Annotated in this window: 20 protein-coding genes; 11 read left to right on the forward strand and 9 right to left on the reverse strand. The window is 72.2% G+C overall.

Annotation, left to right across the window (positions count from 1 at the left end; translation table 11 throughout):
- Window positions 1-71: 71 nt before the first annotated feature.
- Window positions 72-710, reverse strand: a complete 639-nt coding sequence (locus AC559T_RS02270) for a flavin reductase family protein (RefSeq protein ID WP_498867584.1) — start codon at window positions 708-710, stop codon at window positions 72-74.
- Window positions 707-1,300, reverse strand: coding sequence for an NADPH-dependent FMN reductase (locus tag AC559T_RS02275; protein ID WP_368952714.1), 594 nt, complete (start codon window positions 1,298-1,300; stop codon window positions 707-709). The genes AC559T_RS02270 and AC559T_RS02275 overlap by 4 nt, the downstream gene beginning before the upstream one ends.
- Window positions 1,301-1,985: 685 nt before the next feature.
- On the opposite strand from AC559T_RS02275, the gene AC559T_RS02280 reads away from it, so the two are divergent.
- The 3 genes from AC559T_RS02280 (at window position 1,986) to AC559T_RS02290 (ending at window position 3,577) form a co-directional block, all read left to right on the forward strand.
- A complete protein-coding gene (locus AC559T_RS02280; RefSeq protein ID WP_368672102.1) occupies window positions 1,986-2,066 on the forward strand; it encodes a putative leader peptide in 81 nt (26 codons plus the stop codon).
- 365 nt (window positions 2,067-2,431) lie between these two features.
- The gene (locus AC559T_RS02285; protein ID WP_112107848.1) at window positions 2,432-3,049 is read left to right on the forward strand and encodes a cupin domain-containing protein; all 618 of its coding nucleotides are present in this window, start codon (window positions 2,432-2,434) and stop codon (window positions 3,047-3,049) included.
- Window positions 3,050-3,202: 153 nt separating this feature from the next.
- A complete protein-coding gene (locus AC559T_RS02290) occupies window positions 3,203-3,577 on the forward strand; it encodes a winged helix-turn-helix domain-containing protein (RefSeq protein ID WP_020464595.1) in 375 nt (124 codons plus the stop codon).
- Here the strand turns inward: AC559T_RS02290 and thpR are convergent.
- From thpR to AC559T_RS02305, 3 genes are read right to left on the reverse strand one after another with little or no spacing between them, the layout of a single operon-like run.
- Window positions 3,523-4,134: an RNA 2',3'-cyclic phosphodiesterase gene (gene thpR, locus AC559T_RS02295; protein WP_498867585.1), complete on the reverse strand. Its 612-nt coding sequence runs from the start codon at window positions 4,132-4,134 to the stop codon at window positions 3,523-3,525. The two genes, AC559T_RS02290 and thpR, sit on opposite strands and share 55 nt — an antisense overlap.
- 2 nt (window positions 4,135-4,136) lie before the next feature.
- Window positions 4,137-4,700, reverse strand: coding sequence for a Clp protease N-terminal domain-containing protein (locus AC559T_RS02300; protein WP_071064932.1), 564 nt, complete (start codon window positions 4,698-4,700; stop codon window positions 4,137-4,139).
- A gap of 3 nt (window positions 4,701-4,703) precedes the next feature.
- Entirely contained in the window at window positions 4,704-4,931 is a 228-nt protein-coding gene (locus AC559T_RS02305; RefSeq protein ID WP_071064933.1) for a hypothetical protein, read from the reverse strand.
- Window positions 4,932-5,113: 182 nt separating this feature from the next.
- On the opposite strand from AC559T_RS02305, the gene AC559T_RS02310 reads away from it, so the two are divergent.
- Complete coding sequence (locus AC559T_RS02310; RefSeq protein ID WP_112107850.1) at window positions 5,114-6,127, forward strand: Gfo/Idh/MocA family oxidoreductase; 1,014 nt, start codon at window positions 5,114-5,116, stop codon at window positions 6,125-6,127.
- On the opposite strand, the gene AC559T_RS02315 is transcribed toward AC559T_RS02310, so the two are convergent.
- Both AC559T_RS02315 and AC559T_RS02320 read right to left on the reverse strand, forming a co-directional pair.
- Complete coding sequence (locus AC559T_RS02315; RefSeq protein ID WP_498867626.1) at window positions 6,060-7,385, reverse strand: MFS transporter; 1,326 nt, start codon at window positions 7,383-7,385, stop codon at window positions 6,060-6,062. The two genes, AC559T_RS02310 and AC559T_RS02315, sit on opposite strands and share 68 nt — an antisense overlap.
- A gap of 68 nt (window positions 7,386-7,453) precedes the next feature.
- Window positions 7,454-7,879: a MarR family transcriptional regulator gene (locus AC559T_RS02320; RefSeq protein WP_112107852.1), complete on the reverse strand. Its 426-nt coding sequence runs from the start codon at window positions 7,877-7,879 to the stop codon at window positions 7,454-7,456.
- Window positions 7,880-8,298: 419 nt separating this feature from the next.
- On the opposite strand from AC559T_RS02320, the gene AC559T_RS02325 reads away from it, so the two are divergent.
- The 4 genes from AC559T_RS02325 (at window position 8,299) to AC559T_RS02340 (ending at window position 13,607) form a co-directional block, all read left to right on the forward strand.
- On the forward strand, window positions 8,299-10,083 hold the full coding sequence (locus AC559T_RS02325; RefSeq protein WP_498867586.1) for a sensor histidine kinase: 1,785 nt from the start codon (window positions 8,299-8,301) through the stop codon (window positions 10,081-10,083).
- 1 nt (window position 10,084) lies between these two features.
- A complete protein-coding gene (locus tag AC559T_RS02330) occupies window positions 10,085-10,774 on the forward strand; it encodes a response regulator transcription factor (RefSeq protein ID WP_498867587.1) in 690 nt (229 codons plus the stop codon).
- Between the two features lie 24 nt (window positions 10,775-10,798).
- On the forward strand, window positions 10,799-11,803 hold the full coding sequence (locus tag AC559T_RS02335) for a DUF5685 family protein (RefSeq protein ID WP_498867588.1): 1,005 nt from the start codon (window positions 10,799-10,801) through the stop codon (window positions 11,801-11,803).
- Window positions 11,804-12,239: 436 nt separating this feature from the next.
- Complete coding sequence (locus AC559T_RS02340; protein ID WP_020464604.1) at window positions 12,240-13,607, forward strand: citrate synthase; 1,368 nt, start codon at window positions 12,240-12,242, stop codon at window positions 13,605-13,607.
- A gap of 428 nt (window positions 13,608-14,035) precedes the next feature.
- On the opposite strand, the gene serC is transcribed toward AC559T_RS02340, so the two are convergent.
- Window positions 14,036-15,160, reverse strand: coding sequence for a phosphoserine transaminase (serC, locus tag AC559T_RS02345; RefSeq protein WP_071064940.1), 1,125 nt, complete (start codon window positions 15,158-15,160; stop codon window positions 14,036-14,038).
- Window positions 15,153-16,247, reverse strand: coding sequence for a citrate synthase 2 (locus AC559T_RS02350; RefSeq protein ID WP_020464606.1), 1,095 nt, complete (start codon window positions 16,245-16,247; stop codon window positions 15,153-15,155). The genes serC and AC559T_RS02350 overlap by 8 nt, the downstream gene beginning before the upstream one ends.
- A gap of 554 nt (window positions 16,248-16,801) precedes the next feature.
- Here AC559T_RS02350 and pdxH point away from each other — a divergent pair.
- The 3 genes from pdxH (at window position 16,802) to AC559T_RS02365 (ending at window position 19,570) form a co-directional block, all read left to right on the forward strand.
- Window positions 16,802-17,566, forward strand: coding sequence for a pyridoxamine 5'-phosphate oxidase (gene pdxH / locus AC559T_RS02355; RefSeq protein WP_112107856.1), 765 nt, complete (start codon window positions 16,802-16,804; stop codon window positions 17,564-17,566).
- A gap of 349 nt (window positions 17,567-17,915) precedes the next feature.
- Entirely contained in the window at window positions 17,916-18,686 is a 771-nt protein-coding gene (locus AC559T_RS02360) for a hypothetical protein (RefSeq protein WP_071064942.1), read from the forward strand.
- Window positions 18,683-19,570, forward strand: a complete 888-nt coding sequence (locus AC559T_RS02365; RefSeq protein ID WP_198541367.1) for a L,D-transpeptidase — start codon at window positions 18,683-18,685, stop codon at window positions 19,568-19,570. The genes AC559T_RS02360 and AC559T_RS02365 overlap by 4 nt, the downstream gene beginning before the upstream one ends.
- The last annotated feature ends 124 nt before the right edge of the window (window positions 19,571-19,694 follow it).

Consider the following 19,694-nt stretch of genomic DNA (forward strand, 5'->3'; position numbering starts at 1 on the left):
ACTCAGTCGCCACACTTCGTCGGAGCTCCGCCCGACCCGGAGTTACCATGGGGCTTATGGGGGGATTGTTCCTATTTGTTGGGGTTGATGGTGCCGTAGGCGCCGTTGTGGTAGATGAGGGGCTGGGACTGGCGGTGGGAGCGGGTTTCCAGGACTTCGGCGATCACCAGGTGGTGGTCGCCGGCGTTCAGCCGGGAGTGGATGCGGGTCCGTAGCCACACGGCCGCGTCCACCAGCAGTGGCTCGCCGGTGGGCAGGCTGCGCCAGCGGGTCGGTTCCGCGAACCGGTCGATGCCCGAGGTCGCGAACCGCGCGGCGAGCTCCTGCTGGCCGTCCGAGAGCAGGTGGACGACGAGGGTGCCGGCGGCGAGCAGCGCCGGCGCGCTCGACGACGTCGCGGACAGGGACAGCGACAGCAACGGCGGATCCGCGGAGAGCGAGGCGACCGACGTCGCGGTGAAGCCGACCGGACCCCGGGGACCGATCATCGTCACGACGGTGACCCCGGCCGCGTGCCGGCGGAACGCACTGCGCAGCGCCGCCGGGTCGACCGCCGCCCCCGACTGCGGCGCCGCCGGCACCGGAACCGGTGCGGGAGCCACCGAGACCGAGGGCACCTGGGACAACGGGGACGTCTGTTCCGGTGCTGGAGCCGTCCGTGGCTGGTCCGGGTGCGGCGAGGGGTCGCGGCCGAGGGTGTCGAGCGTCATCGAGCCGTCTCCACGAGGTCGTTTTCCACCCGGACGTCCTGGGCGAAGAGCGCCGTCCCGGTGTGTGCGGCGACGCTGGCGCGAAGCACGGGGGCGTGCGAGACAACCCAGGAGTCGACCACGATGTCCAGGTCCGGGAGCTGCTCCTCGATTACCGCGAACGACCGGGCGGGGACGGTCGCACCCAGTTCCACGAGGACCGGGCGCAGGTAGAGCTCCCCGGCCACCGAGTGGTCCGGCGCCGCCGAGATGACCACCGGTACGGCGGTCGCCCCCCGCAGCGCCCCACCGGGCAGCAGGTCCAGGAACGACTTGAGCAGACCGGTGTAGCTGCCCTTGTAGACCGGCGACGCGACGATCAGCAGATCCGCCTCGGCCGCGGCCGTGAGGGCCGCGGCGACCCGGCCGTCGTCGGCGAAGAGGTACCGGGCCAGCGTGGAGAGATCGATGATCTCGATGCTCGCGACCGGCAGCTCGTCCGCGATCCGCTCCGCGAGGAAGCGGGCGAGGGTCAGCGTCCGGGAGCCGGGCCGTGGGTTGCCGATGATGACGACGAGGCGCGGCGAAGCGGGAGATGTGGTCTGTGGCATGAGCGGCCTTCCGGTCAGGATGGACGTCGCGGAGCGGGTTCGCTGGCTGGACTTCGCGCGAGTTCGTCCTCGTCACTCACCGTCACTCATCGTCGCCATCGCTCGTCGGCACTGTCACTTGTCATCGCTGGCACTGGTGCATTTGTCGTCGCTGGTCACCGATGGCACGGGCGTCCGGCACCCGGGTGCGCGGGCGTTCGCGCCGGTCGGCGGAACCGTGCCGCGGGGACGGCCCGGACCGCGACCGGGAGGGTGCCGAGCCTGATCCGCCAGCCGTGCCCGGCCGCCGTGCGAAGCCCGGCCGCCGTGGCAGGCGGGCAGCGCGCGGCAGATCCGACCGCCGGGCGATCAGGCCACGGCGGAACAGACCACAACAGGTGCACGCATCGGACGCGCGACCGGGGCGACCCACGCGCGGCGGACCGGCTTCGTCAGGAGCGGGCGGTGGCGCGACAGCGGCAGCGGGTGGCGCGACCGTAGTCGACGCAGCGCCGACGGGTGAGCAGCGGGCGGGAGGCGAACCAGGACCTGTGCGATGGCAGCGCCCGACGGGTGGGGAGAACGCAAGCTGCCACGTCGAGAACTGTGCGGAGCGCCGCTTTGTTCAGTCAAGCGGTGATAAAGTGAATCAGATCACATCATTGATCGGTTGGCGGCGATCCGCCGGCGTGTTTCCGTTGCTTCTGTGTTGAAGCCGGCCTACCTCGTGACGCGTGGGCACATCGACTTGTTGCGGGTCGCCTCCGCCGCCTGTTCGGCTTACTGACGCCGCCCGTGGCGCGCCGCGGCACGGCCCCCGCCCGCGGGCCCGCCGCCGCGATCCGGCCGCCCGCACCACGCCACCGCCCGCACCACGCCACCGCCCGCGTCCGTTGCCACGCGCATCACACCGCCACCAGCCATCCCGAAGTCCGGACGGTGACGTCCGGCGCCCCGCCGGTCCTGTCCGGCACCGGTGGACGGCGGCACGGGAGCATGCCCGAACGCGGCCCCGCCAGCGGGCGGGCGCGACGGTGCGGCGGGCGCGGCTGCTGGCCCGGGGCCGCCTCCAGCGGGCGCGTCCGCCGACGCGATGTGCTGCCACAGACCCGACCGACCGCACCACCGACCTCAGCACCGGAGCGCCGACCCGTGAGTGACCTGCACGTTCCGTCCATTGACGATCTTGTCCCGTCCCCCGAGGAGATCGACGCCTTTCATCGGCGGCTGCATCACATCGCGCCCTGGGCGCTCGATCCCGAGACGGCGCAGACATCCGGGATGCGGCGGCTGGCGGCGGTGAGCGCGCGCACCGTGGGCTCGTCGAAGCTGTGGATGGGCCAGACGCACGTGGCGCCGGCTACCGCGTCGGCCAATCATCACCATGGTCGGTCCGAGACCGCGATCTACGTGGTCAGCGGGCATCCGGAGTTCGTCTTCCCGGCGGACGAGCTCGCGGGGGACGACACCGGCGTCGCGAGCCACGGCGGCGCGAGCGGCGCGGACGGCGGCAACGGCAGGAGCGGCGAGAACGGTGGCGGGAGCGATTCGGGCGCTCCGCCGCGGGAGATCCGTATCCGGACCTCGCCGGGGGACTACATCTTCGTTCCGCCGTGGGTGCCGCACCGCGAGGAGAACCCGGATCCCGAGCACGAGGCCCTGGTGGTGATCGCCCGCAGCACCCAGGACGCGATCGTCGTCAACCTGCCGGACCTGCGCTGGACCGGCTCCGTCCGAACGACCAGCGAGGACATCACGGGTTGCTCGTAACAGTGACAAGGGGCTCCGGCTCCCGCCCGCTCCCCGCGAGCTCCCGGCGGCTCCTCCCGCCCCACGTCACCGCGCCCGTTCATCCCACCCGGCCCGTTCAACACACTCGTGTCATCCGACCTCGTGCCCAATCCGAATCGCCTGGAGGCGTCCGTGGCAGCCCATGCCGGCTTCGTCGCGAGTACACCCGTCAGAGGCGCCGTGGACGTCGACCGCCTGGCCTGGCAGGTCCTGGTCGACGGACGGCCGATCGACCTCACCTACCTTGAGTTCGAGGTGCTCGACTACCTCGTGCGCAACCCGGGCCGTGTGCACAGCAGGGAGGAGCTGCTGCGCGAGGTGTGGCGGCAGGATCCCGGCGCCCTCGGTGCGTCCGCCCCGCGCACCGTCGACGTCATGATCACTCGGCTACGGCGCAAGCTGGGCCGCCATCACCGGGACCACATCGAGACGGTCCGGCGGGTCGGGTACCGCTACCGGCCGGCCGGTGACGAGCCGCTCAGGTCCCACTCGCCCTCGACGCTGTAGACGGGGGACGGCCCACCGACGCTGCTCATCAGGGTCAGGGTCCGCGCCGTCCAGGCCGACGGCTTCATGATCTCGCCGAGGGCGCGGACCAGTGGTCGCAGGTCGGCGGCGGTGCCCTCGGGAACGCGGGCCAGGGTGAGGTGGGCCCGCAGCGGGCGGTCGTCGCCGCCGTCCGCGCCGGCCCGGACGGCCGCGCGGCGCACCCCCGCCGCCAGCGGCCCGAGATCGCCGGCGACCCGGACCCAGAGCACCCGGTGGCCGAAGCGGCCGGCGCCGTCGAGGCGCAGCTCGGCCGGGCCGTGCCGGTGGGCGACCCGACCGAGCCGTTCGGCGAGCGCGGGCCGCGTCCCTGGCTCGACCGGCCCGAGGAACGCCAGCGTCACGTGCCACCGCGACGGATCCGTCCAGCGAAGCCGCGGCATGCCCGCCCCCACGGCGGCGGTTGCCTCGGAGACAGTGGTGGCCAACTCGCGCACCACCTCCGCCGGTGGCAGCAGCGCGACGAAGAGCCGCTGCCGGCCCGGCCTCGACTCTGGCCTGGGCCCTGATCCCGGCACCGTCACAGTGCGGCGCGGACCTGGTCGGCTGTCAGCCCGCGCCGTTCGATCAGGCGGACCGCGATGCATGACGGGTTGCTCAGCACGCCGAGCAGCAGGTGCCGCGGTTCGATGCTCTTCGCACCGTGAGCCTGTGCCACGCGCAGCGTGCGTTCGAGCGCGCGCCTCGCCTCGCCGGCGAGACGGACCGGCCCGCGGCGCCGGAACCAGGATCGCCGCGGTGGGCGGCGGGTGAGCGTGCCACCGAGGGCGCCGTTGAGCGCGCCCTCCCCGAAGCGCTGCTCGGCGGCGCGCCGCACCGCGTCGTAGTCGACCCCGATGGAGGCGAGGGCGTCGGTGTCGAGATCACGCCCACCGAAGGAGATCACCCGCGCCCCGGCGAGCTCGCCCCGCAGGGCGGCCTCGTCCAGCCCGAGCCCGGCCAGTGCCCGGCCGACCGCGCCGCCCTCGATGGCCAGGCCGAGCAGCAGGTGCGCCGTGTGCACCCGTTCGCCGGGTTCCAGGACTGCCGCGTCGACGGCCGCCCGCACCGCCCGTCTGGACTCCTCCGTGAATCGTTCGAGCACGGTCTACCTCCCCTTCCCGAAGCGACGGCCGTACTTCTTGTGGGCGGCCTGCCGGCTCACACCGAGCACGTCCGCGATCTCCTGCCAGGACCAGGCTCTGCTCCGCGCGTTGGCGACCTGGAGCTCCTCCAGGGATTCGAGCAACGCCCGCAGCGACGCGACGGCGGCGAGCCCCACCCGGGGGTCGTCGTCGGACGCCGCGCCGGCGAGCGTCGTGGCTGTTGCACTCATGGACGTCAACTTACGTTGACATCCCTGTCGCGTCAACCTTGGTTGACACACCCGTCACGACGGGCACACCCGAGCGGCGTGGCGCGTCCTGGGCACAGCGGGCTGGTTCGAGTGGGTGGTCTGGCGACGGGATCGGCCCGACCGCCCACCGGCGGACGGCAATCGGGGGCACTATCGGAGCTGTGACGACGGTCCCCGAACTGGTGGCGCCCCGCGATCCCGGCCTGTCCAGAGCCTGGCGCTCGGACCGCCGTGCCGCCCGGCGCAGGCAGCCCGACCTCCCGGTCGCGATGGCCCTGGTCACCGACGGTTCCGAACGCTCGACGGCAGACGTCCTGCGTGACGCCGGGGTCGATGTCGTGGGGCTGCTGGCGCCGGAGCCGCTGGAGTCGCTGGCCTGGGCCGCCGAGGCGAAGGCCCCGCGCGCCTACAGCGACCTGATCGCCCTGCTGTCGGACGACATCGAGGCGGTCTGCATCGAGATGTCGCCGCCGGCGTCCGACATCGTGGCCCGCCGGGCGGCCGAGGCCGGCCTGCACGTCCTGCTCGCGAAGCCGGCCACGGCCGAGGCCGAGGCGCTGCGCGCGGTGGCCGACATCGCCGAGGACGCCGATCTCGCCCACGTCGTCGCCCTGGACGGCCGGGCGTGGCCCGCGGCGTGGCACGTCCAGGCGTCGGTGCACTCGCTGGGCCGGCTGAGCCAGATCACCGTGGTCGGCGCGCCGTCCGGGCCGATCGGCCGGGCCGAGATCATCGACCTGACGCTGCGCTGGTGCGGCGAGATCCTCGCCGTGTGCGCCGATCCCGGCAGCATGCCGGCGACCACGCTCACCCCCGACGCGCCGGTCACCCTGGCCCTGCTCGCCGCCAACGGGACGACCATCCTGATCAACGAGCGGATGGGCGGGGAGATCGCCACCGCCACGGTGACCGTCTGCGGCGAGGCGGGCCGCATGGTCGTCCAGGGGCGGCGGGTCCGCCGGCAGGACGGGACGGGCGTCCGTGACCTGTGGATGCCGACGGTGCCCGCCGAGCGGCCCGGCCTGGTCGAGGCCACTTACGACGTCGTGCGGGCCACCGAGCTGGACGACCCGGCCCTGGTGCGCGGCGCGACCTTCCACGACCTGCTCACCGCGACGCGCCTGCAGGTGGCGGCCGCGGCGTCTCACAAGCGGGGTGGCTGGGTCGAGCTTTGAGCCCGCCCACGGCGAGCCCCGGCCCCGCGGGGCCGGGGCCGGCTGCCCGTGCCGCGGCGGGCGGGCGGCGCAGGTCGAACAGCGCGACGATCGCGGCGGCGAGCAGCGAGCTCACCCCACCGAGAGCGAGGCCGGCCCGCGGCCCGAACGCCTCACAGACCGCCCCGACGATCGGGGCGCCGATCGGCGTCGTGCCGATGAAGACCAGCAGGAACACGCCCATCACCCGGCCCCGCATGGCATCGTCGGTGCTCAGCTGCACCAGCGCGTTCGCCATGGTGCTGACCAGCAGCACACAGGCGCCGGTCGGGATGGCCAGCAGCGCGAACAGCCACAGGTTCGGCATCAGCCCGAACAGCGTCTCCGAGACCCCGAAGGCCGCCGTCGCGGCGATGAGCGTGGTGTGGCGGGGGACGTCCAGGCGCCGCGCCGACACGGCCGCGCCCGCGATGGAGCCGACCGCCAGCATCGCCGTGAGGAGGCCGTAGGTGGCCGCCGTCCCGCCGAACTGCTCGCTGGCCATCAGCGCGACCGTGACGGGGAAGTTCAGCCCCAGGGCGCCGACGATGCCCACCAGCAGGATGGGCGTGGCGATCTCGCGGTGCCGGACGGCGTAGCTCAGCCCCGCACGCAGCTGCCCCCGGGCCCGCTGGACGGGTCGGGCCGGCAGGAGATCCCCGGTACGGATGCGCGCCAGGCCGGTCAGCACCGCGGCGAACGACAGCGCGTTGAGGCCGAACACCCAGGCCGCGCCGGGCATGGTGCCCGCGATGCCGATGAGCCCGCCGGCCGCGGCCGGTCCGGCGATCCGTCCCGCGTTGAAGATCATGCTGTTCAGCGCGACGGCGTTCGGCAGCAGCGGGGCGCCGACCATCTCGACGATGAACGCCTGCCGGATGGGAGCGTCGAAGGAGGTCACCACGCCGAGCAGGCCCGAGAGGACGAAGAGCATCGGCATGCGCAGCGCCCCGGAAGCGATCAGCGCGCATGCGGCGACGGACAGCACCGCCGCCGAGCTCTGGGTGATCAGCAGCAGCCGCAGCTTGGGGAACCGGTCGGCGACGACGCCGGCGTAGAGCCCGAACAGCAGCATCGGGCCGTACTGGAGCGCCAGGGTGATCCCCAGCTCCGTCCCGCCGCCGCCGAGGGCCAGCACCAGCCAGTCGAGCGTGGTCATGCCCATCCACGTCCCGATCAGCGAGACCAGCTGGCCGGATGCGAAGAGGCGGAAGTTGCGGACCGACAGCGACCGGAACATCCCCACGGCTACCGGACCATTCCCATGGCTACTGCGGCGTCCCCATGGTTACCGGAACATCCCCACGGCTACAGGCCGGCCAGGCGGTCCAGGATCGGGGCGGCGATCCGCAGCGCGTCGGACTCGGCCGGGGAGAGATCCACCAGGCGCTCGGCCAGCCACTCGTCACGGCGGCGGCGGTCCGCGGCGAGCAGCTCCCGGCCGGCCTCGGTGACCTCGGCGATCACCTGCCGGCCGTCGGAGGGATGCTGACCACGATGGACGAGACCGGCCTCGGACAGGGTCGCGATCACCCGGGTCATGGACGGTGGTTGCACCCGCTCGTGCGCCGCCGCCTCACCGAGCGTCATCGGCCCATGCCGGGCGAGCGTGGCGAGCGTGGCGACCTGGGTCGGGGTCAGCGTGCTGGAGCGTTCCTGACGCATTCGCCGGGAGAGCCGCATGACCGACAGGCGCAGGGTGGACGCGAGCTCCGCCGCGCTCACGCTCTCCATTTCTCGAAAGTACTCGTTAGCATCGCTAAACTTCAAGAGCGATTAGGACGTCCATTTCACCTCGCGGCCGAGGGGGCCCGCGACCGGGAAATCGGCGCCCTCTCCGCGGCAGATCGCCCCGCCCCGCCGGGACGGATGAACGAACGAACCGACCGGACAACAGGCGGGGCACACGCGCGGAGCGTCGAGAGCCGGCCACCCCCCGGTAGCGTCCGGCCCCCGACGGTCCGGGACACCCGCTCACGGCCACGCGGCGAGTCGGCTCCACTATTCACCGACACGACACAGCCCCGCTTCGGGGAGACCTCCAAGGTTGCGGGGTAGTTCCCACCTTGATGCCTGGGGGGTAACCCTCAGGCCGAAGGGCCTGGTGTGTAACCCTTGTCGAGTGAGATCGTCGCGATCGGTGGTGGCCTGAGGTGCCGCATCCGTTCCTGCCGCGGCCCCTGACCCGAATCGCCGCCAGGCACCGTTCCGCCGTCCTGACCACCGCGGGCGTCACGACGGTCGCGATCACCGTCGCGGCCCAGTGGCCGGCGTGGTCCACGACGCCGTTCGCCGCCGCGCTGAACGTCCTCGTCTCCCTCACCTTCGTCCTCACCGGGCTCCTGCTCCTGGACGAGGACGCCCTCGGCAGCGTGAGCAGCGCGTTCATCCTCGGCGGGGTGCTCTGGACGGCGTCCTGGGTGGCGACCTGGGAGGCCGGCCCGTCCGCCGTGCTCTCCTCGTTCGCCTACAACCACTTCTGGGTCTGCCTCGGCTGGGGCGTGCTTCGATACCCGTCAGGGCGTCTGCACGACACCAGTGAACGAGTGCTGCTCGGCACCGCCGTCGCGGTGATCCCGGTGGGCAACCTCGTGCTGATCGCACTGTCCCGCCCGGAGTCCTTCGGCTACGCCCCCGGCGTGTGGTGGTACGGCTCCGCGATCGACGCGGGCGTGTTCGGCATCGTCGTGCACACCCTCGACGCACTGAGCCTCGTGGTCGTCGTCGCCTTCGGCCTGGCCATCGCCCGGCGCTACCGGCGGGCCTCCGCGCTGGAGCGGCGCACCCTCGGGCCGGTCTCCCTCTGCGTGCTCACCGCCTTCACCATCGCCGCGGTGGTGAACCTGTTCGTCTACTACCCGCAGGGCGCCGAGGTCGATCCGGTCTTCATCCCGATAGCGCTGGCGTTGTTCGCCATCCCGGTGGCCTTCGCCGTGGCCGCTGTGCGCCGCCATCTCGCCCGGGCCCGCATCGCCCAGCTGCTGAGCGGGCTGAGCACGCCGCCGACGCCGGCGGCCGTCCGCGAGGTGCTGCGGGCGGCGGTCGGCGACGACGGCGCGGAGCTCTACCTGTGGATGCCCGAACGCGGCTTCCACGTGAACGCCGACGGCCTGCCGGCCGTCCCGCCCGCGGCGGGAGGCACCCAGCTCGCGCTGCCCGTCCACACCACGGCCGGCGCGCCGCTGGCCGTGCTCTCCGCGCACTCGTCGCTGGAACGCGACCGCGACCTGGTCGCGGTCGCGCTGAACGCCAGCGCCATCGCGCTGGAGAACGCGCGGCTGCACGCCACGGTGACCACCCAGCTCGACGCCGTCCGCGCGACCCGGACCCGACTCGTCGAGGCTGGGCTCGCCGAGCGCCGGCGGATCGAGCGCGACCTGCACGACGGCGCGCAGCAGCGGCTGCTGGCGCTCTCGGCCCGGCTCGGGCTCGCCCGGGAGCAGTCCACCGACCAGGCCACCGTCGCCGCCCTCGATGGAGCCCGGGAGGACCTGCGCGCGGCGCTCGCCGAGCTGCGCGGACTCGCCCGCGGCATCCATCCGCCCGCGCTGAGCGAGAGCGGACTGAAAGCGGCACTCGAGAACGTCACCGAGGCGCTTCCTGTGGATGTCGACCTTGATGTGCCTGACGATCGATTCGATACCACGCTGGAGACCACGGCGTACTACACCGTGAGCGAGGCTCTGGCGAATACCGTCAAACACGCGGATGCCAGCCATGTGCGGGTAACGGTCAAAATGCTCGGCGGCCAGTTCCTCATCCAGGTGACCGACGACGGGAAGGGCGGTGCGACCATCAGCGACGGCGGCGGAATCGCCGGCCTCGGCGACCGGGTCCGCGCACTCGGCGGCGAGTTCACGCTGTCGAGCCCGCAGCGCTGCGGCACCCGGCTGACGGCGAGCATCCCGTGGAGCAGCGACGCACGAGGTGGGCGGTGACGTGCGGGTAGCGATAGCGGACGATTCAGCGCTGTTCCGGGAAGGCCTCGCGATGCTGCTCAACGCGGCAGGCGTGCAGGTCATCGCGCAGGCCGCCGAACCGGACAAGATCCTCGCACACATCGCCGACGAACCTCCCGACGTCGTCATTCTCGACATGCGCATGCCGCCGACCTTCACCAACGAGGGGCTCGTCACCGCCGAGCGGATCCGTGGCCTGCACCCCGGGGTCGGCGTCCTGGTGCTCTCCACCTACGCGGACATCCGCTACGCGGTCCGCCTGCTGGGCGACGGACGCGGCGGCACCGGCTACCTCCTCAAGGACCGCGTCGAGGATGTCGGCAACCTCCTCGACGGCCTGCGCCGGATCGCGGACGGCCGTCTCGTCGTGGACGAGGAGATCGTCGCCGGCCTGCTCACCCACCGCCGCAAGGCCGAGGCCCTCGACCGACTCACCAGGCGGGAGCGCGCCGTCCTGCGGGAGATGGCGGAGGGCCGCTCCAACGCCGGGATCGCGGTACGCCTGCACCTGGCCGCGAAGACGGTGGAGAACCACGTCGCGAGCGTGTTCACCAAGCTCGAGATGCCGGTCTCCGGCGACGACAACCGCCGGGTGCTCGCCGTACTCGCCTGGTTGCGGTCGTCGGGCGGCGTCGTCCCGCACTCGCCGGAGGGCCCGCCAGCGCCGTAGAGTCCGCCGCCGTAAGGTCCCAGCGTGTTCGGATTGATCCGGCCATGCCGGGGTCGTCTCGGTGCCGCGGCGCACGAGCTCTGGTCGGCGCATCTCTGCGGGCTGTGCCTGGCGCTGCGGGACACCGCCGGTCAGCCGGCCCGGCTCGCGACAACCGGCGACGGCGTCGTCCTCTCGCTGCTGGTGGCCACTCAGCGCCCGGCTGCCGCCGCGCGCCGGACAGCCGGCCCGTGCCCGCTGCGGGCCATGCGGACGGCGCGGGTCGTCACCGCCGAGGATCCGGGAATCACCCTGGCGGCCTCGGCGTCACTGGCCGCGGCGGCGGCACGCATCCACGACCACGCCCGGGACGGCGACGGCCTGGCCGGCACCCGGCTGTTGCGCGCCGGCGCCGCTCGCGCCGCGGGCGCGGCCGACCGCGCCGCCGACCGCGCCGGGCGCCGCGTCGGCTTCGACACCACGGAGCTCGTCGAGTCGGTGCACCGCCAGTTCGCGCTGGAGACCGCGACCGCCGGGACCGCTGGCCGTGCAGGGATGCTGCTCGCGCTCACCGCCCCGACCGAGGCCGCCGCGGCGGCGGCGTTCCGCCACTGCGCCGAGCTCGCGGAACGTCCGGAGAACGCCGGGACACTGACGGAGGCCGGCCGGCTCTTCGGCCGGCTCACCCACCTCCTGGACGCCGTGACCGACCGCGCCGCCGACGAGAGGGCCGGGCACTGGAACCCGCTGACCGCCAGCGGCACCACCGACGCCGCGGCGCGGTCGCTGTGCCTGGACGCGCTGACCGGGCTGCGCCTGGCGGTCGACGAGCTCACGCTGGTCCCGTCCGCGGACGCGGCGCTGCTGCGTGTGCTCCTGGTGGACGAGCTCACGCATTCGGTGACCCGCACGTTCGCCGGTACCGCGCAGGCGGAGGGCGGCGGCTGGTGGCGCCGCCGGCGCGCCCGGCGCCCGGCGCCGGGCGCGCCGGCGAGCACGGCGGCAGGAGAGCTGGTGCGAACGCTGCGGAGACTGCTGCGATGCGTGTGAGGTCTGCGACTGCGACTGTGGGTGCTGAGATCGCGGCTGATCCCGGGACCGGTCGGACACGGCTGGCACCCCCGGCCGGCACCCCCGACCGATGATGTGTGACCAATCTCGCTAAATTGGCGGCCGCCGTTGGTGTTGGCCGGGCCTGGTCTCCCCGGGACACCTCTGACAGCCGCGACCGGCGCGTCCGAACGGGCCCAAATCAGGCTGTCCCTTACCAGGAGGGGCAACGATGATGCCACCCGCAGGTAGGAGGCATAGAGGGTGGCACAGCACACGTGGGACGGAGGCCACCGATCACGCGCATGTGATGGCCCGAACCGCGAGACTTGGGGACAACCGAACCAGTGAACCGGCGAGAGCGCTCCGAACCGGGCGCGCGCCCGAAGGTGGCCGACGCCGTCACCCGGCAGTGCCATGGCGAGAGGAGCCCGGCGTGACCGAGCAGGTCAGTAGCCTGACTGTCACCGACAACCGCACCGGTCGGACGTACGAGGTACCGGTGGCTGACGGCACGATCCGCGCCAGTGCGTTCCGTGCCATCAAGGTCGATGACGACGACTTCGGTCTCATGGCGTACGACCCCGCCTTCACCAACACGGCCAGCTGCCGCAGCGCGATCACCTACATCGACGGTGACGCCGGCATCCTGCGCTACCGCGGTTACCCGATCCAGGAGCTGGCTGAGAAGAGCAGCTTCCTCGAGGTCGCCTACCTGCTGCTGGCCGGCGAGCTCCCCACCTCGGACGAGCTCTCCACCTGGGAAGACGAGATCACGCACCACACCCTGGTGCATGAGTCGATCAAGAAGTTCATCGACGGCTTCCACCACGACGCCCACCCGATGGGCATGCTCGTGTCGACCGTCGGCGCGCTGTCGACCTTCTACCCGGACGCCAAGACGATCGACGACCCCGGCCTGCGCCGGCTGCAGATCGTCCGGCTCATCGCGAAGATCACCACCCTGGCGGCGTTCTCCTACCGGCACTCGGTCGGTTTCCCGTACGTCTACCCGGATAATGATCTTTCGTACGCCGGCAACTTCCTCAACATGATGTGGAAGGCCACCGAGCTCAAGTACGAGCCGGACCCGAACCTCGAGCACGCCCTCGACGTGCTGTTCATCCTGCACGCCGACCACGAGCAGAACTGCTCCGCCAACGCGATGCGGGCCGTCGGCAGCTCCCAGGCCGACCCGTTCTCCGCCGCGGCCGCGGCGATCGCCGCGCTCTACGGCCCGCTGCACGGCGGTGCCAACGAGCAGGTCCTGCGGATGCTCGCCGACATCGGCTCGGTCGAGAACATCCCCGCCTTCATCGCCCAGGTGAAGGACGGCAAGAAGAAGCTCATGGGCTTCGGCCACCGGATCTACAAGAACTACGACCCGCGGGCCCGGGTGATCCGCCAGGTCGCCGACGAGGTCTTCAAGGTCACCGGGACGAACCCGCTGCTCGACCTCGCGATGGAGCTCGAGCGGATCGCCCTCGAGGACGAGTACTTCATCTCGCGCAAGCTCTACCCGAACGTGGACTTCTACACCGGCATCATCTACCAGGCCATGGGCTTCCCGGTGGAGATGTTCCCGGTGCTGTTCGCGATCGGCCGGATGCCGGGCTGGCTGGCCCAGTGGGAGGAGGGCCTGCTCGACCCCGAGCAGAAGATCGCCCGTCCGCGCCAGCTCTACATCGGCTACGACGAGCGCCCCTACGTCCCGATGCACGTCCGCTCCGCGGCCACGGACGCCGAGACCGACCCGATCGCCGCTCAGGCCGCGCAGGCCGCCCCCAGCCGCCCGCTGCGCTGACTTTTTCAGTCAGTCAGGGTTTTTCAAGGGCCAGGGCGCGACGGCCGTTGGCAGGGCCGTCGCGCAGGACTAGCTCTCCACCGGCCCGCACACGTTCCACGGACCCGGGTGCCCCGCTCCCGGGTCCGTGGCGTTCGGGCCCGTCCCCACTCTCGCCCTTTGGTATCTCCCTCGCCGTTTCGGGGGTCGATGTCGGCGGATTCCATTCCGAAAGGGCGAGAACGAAACCAAAGGGCGAGCAGGCTGGCTGAAATGCCCGACTCGATCCGTCATACCTGGAGCCAGTGATTACCCGGCCGGAGTCCCGGAGCCGGCTCTGCCAAGCGATCGGGCCGAGGAGACACGTTGTCTCCTCGGCCCGATATCAGCACTCAGGTGCCAACCTCACGGCCGAACGCATCGGCCCCGGGAGGCGGGCCCCGTCCCGGCTACAGGCGCTCGACCACGTGGTCGATGGCGCTGGTCAGGGTCTCGACGTCCGACGGCTCGACCGCGGGGAAGCAGGCCACCCGGAGCTGGTTGCGTCCGAGCTTGCGGTAGGGCTCGACGTCGACCACGCCGTTGGCGCGCAGCACCTTGGCCACCGCGGCGGCGTCGACGCCCTCGAAGTCGATCGTGACGACGACCTGCGAGCGGTGCGCCGGGTCGGTGACGAACGGCGTCGTGTACGGCGTCTTCTCGGCCCAGTTGTACAGGATCGAGGAGGACTCTCCGGTGCGGCGCACACACCAGTCCAGGCCGCCGTTGCCCAGCATCCAGTCGAGCTGCTCGGCGAACAGGAACAGCGTGGACACGGCCGGGGTGTTGTAGGTCTGGTCCTTCGTGCTGTTGTCCAGTGCGGTCGTCAGGTCCAGGAAGGGCGGGATCCAGCGGTCCGTCGCCGCGATCTCGCCGAGCCGGGCGATCGCCGCCGGCGACATCAGGGCCGCCCAGAGCCCACCGTCGGAGGCGAAGCACTTCTGCGGCGCGAAGTAGTAGACGTCCACCTCGGTGAGGTCGACGGGCAGGCCGCCGGCGCCCGAGGTGGCGTCCACCAGGTGCAGCGCGCCCGCGTCGGCGCCGACGGGGCGGCGCACCGGCCGGGCCACGCCGGTGGACGTCTCGTTGTGCGGCGTGGCGTAGACGTCGACGCCGGGCTCGGGAGCCCAGTCCGGGTGGGTACCCGGCTCGGACCTGACCACCGACGGCGCGGCCAGGAACGGGGCGCCCTTGGTGGTGTCGGCGAACTTGCCACCGAACTCGCCGAAGACCAGGTGCTGGGAGCGCTCCCGCACCAGGTTGAAGGCGGCGGCGTCCCAGAACGCGGTGGCGCCGCCGATCCCGAGGACCACCTCGTAGCCCTCGGGGAGGGAGAACAGGTCGGCCAGCCCGGTGCGGACCCGTCCGACCAGGTTCTTCACCGGCTTCTGCCGGTGCGAGGTGCCGAGGAGGGAGGCCCCGCTCGCGGCGAGAGCCTGCACGGCTTCGGTGCGGACCTTGGAGGGCCCGCAGCCGAACCGACCGTCGACCGGGCGCAGTGAGTCCGGCAGGACGATCGTCGGGGCGTCAGGCATGGACATCCCCCAGCGGCCTCGGCGCGGGGCCGACGTAGCGGGCGGACGGGCGGATGAGCCGGCTGGTGCGCTGCTGCTCCAGGATGTGAGCGCTCCAGCCCGCGGTGCGGGCACAGGTGAACATGGACGTGAACATATGAGCCGGCACCTCGGCGAAGTCCAGCACCACGGCCGACCAGAACTCGACGTTCGTCCGGAGGGGGCGGTCCGGGTAGCGGTTGGTCAGCTCCTCGATCGCGGCCGCCTCGAGGGCCTCGGCCACTTCGTACCGGGTCGAGCCCAGGTCGCGGGCGGTGCGGCGGAGCACACGGGCGCGCGGGTCCTCGGCGCGGTAGACCCGGTGCCCGAAGCCCATGAGGCGCTCCTTGCGGTCCAGGGCGCGGCGGACGTAGCCGACCGGGTCACCGGTGCGCTCGACCTCGTCCAGCATCGCCAGCACGCGGGACGGCGCCCCGCCGTGCAGCGGCCCGGAGAGCGCGCCCACGGCCGCGGACAGCGCCGCGGCGACGTCCGCCCCGGTGGAGGCGACCACGCGGGCGGTGAAGGTGGAGGCGTTCAGGCCGTGCTCGGCGGCGGACACCCAGTAGGCGTCGACGGCCTGGACGTGCTTGGGGTCCGGCTCGCCGCGCCAACGGATCATGAACCGCTCGGTGATGGTGCGGGCGCGGTCGACCTCCTTCTGCGGCACGGCGGGCTGCCCGAGGCCGCGAGCCGCCTGCGCGACGAAGGAGAGTGCCATCACCGATGACCGGGCGAGGTCCTCACGGGCCTGCTCGGGGGCGATGTCGATCAACTGGCCGAAGCCCCAGTACGGGGCGAGCATGGCCAGCGCGCTCTGGACGTCCACCCGGATGTCGCCGGAGTGCACCGGCAGCGGGAACGGTTCGGCCGGCGGCAGTCCGGGTTCGAACGACCCGTCGACGAGCAGGCCCCATACGTGGCCGTAGTCGACCTTGCCGACGAGATCCTCGATGTCGACGCCGCGGTAGCGCAGCGCGCTGCCTTCCTTGTCCGGCTCGGCGATCTCGGTCTCGAAGGCGATCACGCCCTCCAGGCCCGGCTTGAAATCGCTTGTCTTCTCGGCCATCGAGTCCGGATCTCCGCTTCTGTCTCGGCCGGCCACGGGACGGGCCCTGCCGGGACCGGCCGACCGCGGCAACCGCGTGGCCGGCCAAGCTGCACGCCGACACAGCGGTCGTCGTGCCGTCCCGTTCCGCCGCTGTCCCGATACGCCGGATTCGCCCGTCGTTCGGTCGTCTCTCGCGCCCCACAGTCCTGCCACGACAGTCCTGCCACGACAGCTCTGCCTGCCACGACAGCTCTGCCTGCCACGACAGCTCTGCCTGCCACGACAGCTCTGCCTGCCACGACAGCTCTGCCTGCCACGACAGCTCTGCCTGCCACGACAGCTCTGCCTGCCACGACAGCTCTGTGTTAACGGCGCAATCGTCCGTCTGCATCCTGCCCTGTCAGACACGGCAACGCCACCGGACGGGGCGTGATGAGTCGCGTTCCGCACGGCCCGGCATCGCCTGTGCCGGGGCGGTTGCCGTGGTTTCGACCGATCACCTGGAGCAGGACCGTCCGAGGTGATGCCAGTCACATCGACGCAGGGTGCCACCGGGCTGCCAGGATCGGGGCATGGCCGCCCATCCGCCCGTGCACGAACCGCCCGTGCACGATCCGCCCGTGCCCGACCCGGCTGTGCAGCGGCGCGGCTACCACCCGGGCCGGTTCGACGAGCGGATGCTCGCTCCGACATGGCTCGAACAGTTTCAGGAATGGTTCACCGACGCCTCGGCCCCGGGGGCGGGGATCCGCGAGCCCAACGCGATGATCTTCTCCACCGCCGACGAGGCCGGGCGGCCGAGTTCCCGCACTGTCCTGATGAAGGGGTTCGACGCACGCGGATTCACGCTGTTCACGAACTACACCTCGACGAAGGCCCGCGAGGCCGCGGCGAATCCGTACGGGTCGTTGCTCTTCCCGTGGTACCCGCTGGAACGCCAGGTGATCGTCGCTGGCTCGATTGAACGCGTGTCACGGGCGGAGAGCGAGACCTATTTCCGGTCCCGGCCGCGGGGATCTCAGCTCGGGGCGTGGGCGAGCCACCAGTCCCAGGTGATCGACTCGCGCGCGGTACTCACCGAGCGGCTCGCCCGGCTGGGACAGAGGTGGCCGGCCGCCGAACCGGTGCCGACTCCCCCCTTTTGGGGGGGACTGCGGCTCGTCCCGACCTCGATCGAGTTCTGGCAGGGGCGCCCGGACCGCCTCCACGACCGTCTGCGCTATCGCCTAACCACTCTCCGTCGATCCTCCGGCACCACACCGGACGCCGGGCCGGGCGGCGCACCGAGCAGGCCCGCCGACGCCCCGGGATGGGTCATCGAGCGCCTGGCGCCCTGAAGGCGGGCGAACCGGTCTATATCGTCACAGTGTCCGAAATGCCAGCACTGTCATTCCAGGGTGACGGGCCGGCGGGCGCGCGGCCGCGATCCCGATTTGGCGACGGAGGCACGACACCGCCGGGGCGATACGCGATTAACACTGACGAACACCCAACGTTCCCGCTACGCCAGACCCGCCCACCTCGTGACGAACCAGGCATTGGTACCTTCCTGCGTGCAGTCATAACTGATCGGCAAACGCTGATCCGCGCCCTGCGTCGACGCGCCGCCCTCCGGCCCGTCGACGCTTCGGCGGGCGCCGACGGCGGGTGTCGCGGCGACCCGTCACAGTCGAGGGAGACGGATTCATGCGGATCACAAGAATGCGGGCCATGGCGGCCGGCGTTCTCGGCGCGGCCCTGATCTCAGTGGCCACGCCGGCCTCAGCAACCACACCGGAACCGACCCCGACGACGAGCGCCACGCCGACCGCGACGCCGACCCCGGACACGACCGGCGACATTCTCGGCGGCGCCCCGACGCCCACCGGCACCCCGACAGCCGAGGCCACGGCGAGCCTCGACCCGAGCGCCACGCCGAGCGTCGACCCCTCCGCCACGGCCAGCGCGGACCCGAGCGCGACCCCCGGCGTCGACGTGACCACCACGACGACCGGCACGCCCTCGCCCACCCCGAGCTCGGGGACGGGCGACCCCATCCTCGACGGGTTCCTGTCGCTGCTGCCCTTCAAGGTGCCGCTCGACAAGGAGATCGACGGCATCGAGGACTTCGACGTGAACCCGCTCGTCCTGACCTTCACCTGCGGCGCCCCGGGCCCTGAGTGGACGCTGCGGAACACCTCCGACAAGGCCCTCGGCTTCGGCTGGTTCGACACCAGCCTCGGCGCCGGGATCTCGGAGATCGGCCCCGGCCAGAGCCTGCCGCTGCAGACCCACGCGATGGCGGTCATCGCCTCCCCGTGGGACGCCGAGACCGGTTACCTCCTCGTGACCGTTCCGACCGTGGGCGTCTCGGACTGCGCCGGGACGGCCCCGCCGGTCGATCCCCAGGTCTCGCTCCCCGTCGCCGACCCGGCCGTGGCTACGGCGGTGCGGGCCGAGCCTTACTACACGAGATGACCAGCGGCGCCGGCATGACCACCCACGTCGCGACTCCTCGCCACGACGCGACGTCCAACCGCGGCCCGCTGCCCGGCCACGATCCGGCACCGGGTGGTGACAGTCTGGCCGAGGAGCGCCGGCCGGGACGTCGCGGTCTGGCCCGGGTGGGCACGGCGGCGCTGGCCGTCGTGCTCGGCGGCGTGATCCTCACCGGCTGCGGCGGGGACGACTCGACCGCGGCGTCCGGCCAGGTCCCGGAGCCGGTGCGCAGCCAGCTCGCCGCCGTCGCCGGCCTCGGGCAGGGCGCGAGCACCGTCGTGACCGCCACCGGCGCGAGTGTCGACGTCTACCAGGCACCGAACGCGGCGAAGCCGACGTCCAGCCTGTCGAACCCGAACGAGAACGGCGCGCCGCGGGTCTTCCTCGTCCAGGCGAAAATGCCGGGCTGGTGGCAGGTTCTGCTGCCCGTCGAGCCCAACGGGAGCTCGGGCTGGGTGAAGGCCGAGCAGGTGACGGCCAGCCAGACGCCCTACCGGATCGTCGTCGCCCGCGGCGCGCACAAGCTGCGGCTGTACAGCAACGACAAGATGATTGCGGAAGAGTCGGTGGCGATCGGCACCACCGACACCCCGACGCCCGGCGGGCGCTTCTTCCTGATGGAACTGCTGAAGCCCAGCAACCCGGGCGGCCCCTACGGGCCGTACGCCTTCGGGCTCAGCGGCTTCTCCACCAGCCTGGACTCGTTCGGCGGCCGGGACCCGGTGATCGGCATCCACGGGACGAACGAGCCCGGTTCGATCGGCCGGGACGTCAGCCACGGCTGCATCCGCCTGAGCAACGACGCGATCACCCGACTGGCCCAGACCGTCCCGCTGGGGACACCGGTGGAGATCATCGCCTAGGGCTTGGTGTGGTCTTCCCCGTGCCGTGCCACGGGTCGCGGGGGCGCGTGGGTCGGCGCAGCGTGGCGCCGCACTGCATGCTGCGCGGGGCCGGATGCCGCGCGGGGCCGACCTGGACCTGCGC

Origin of the sequence: Frankia sp. Hr75.2, assembly GCF_949319125.1 — a bacterium.
Taxonomy (GTDB): Bacteria; Actinomycetota; Actinomycetes; order Frankiales; family Frankiaceae; genus Parafrankia; species Parafrankia soli.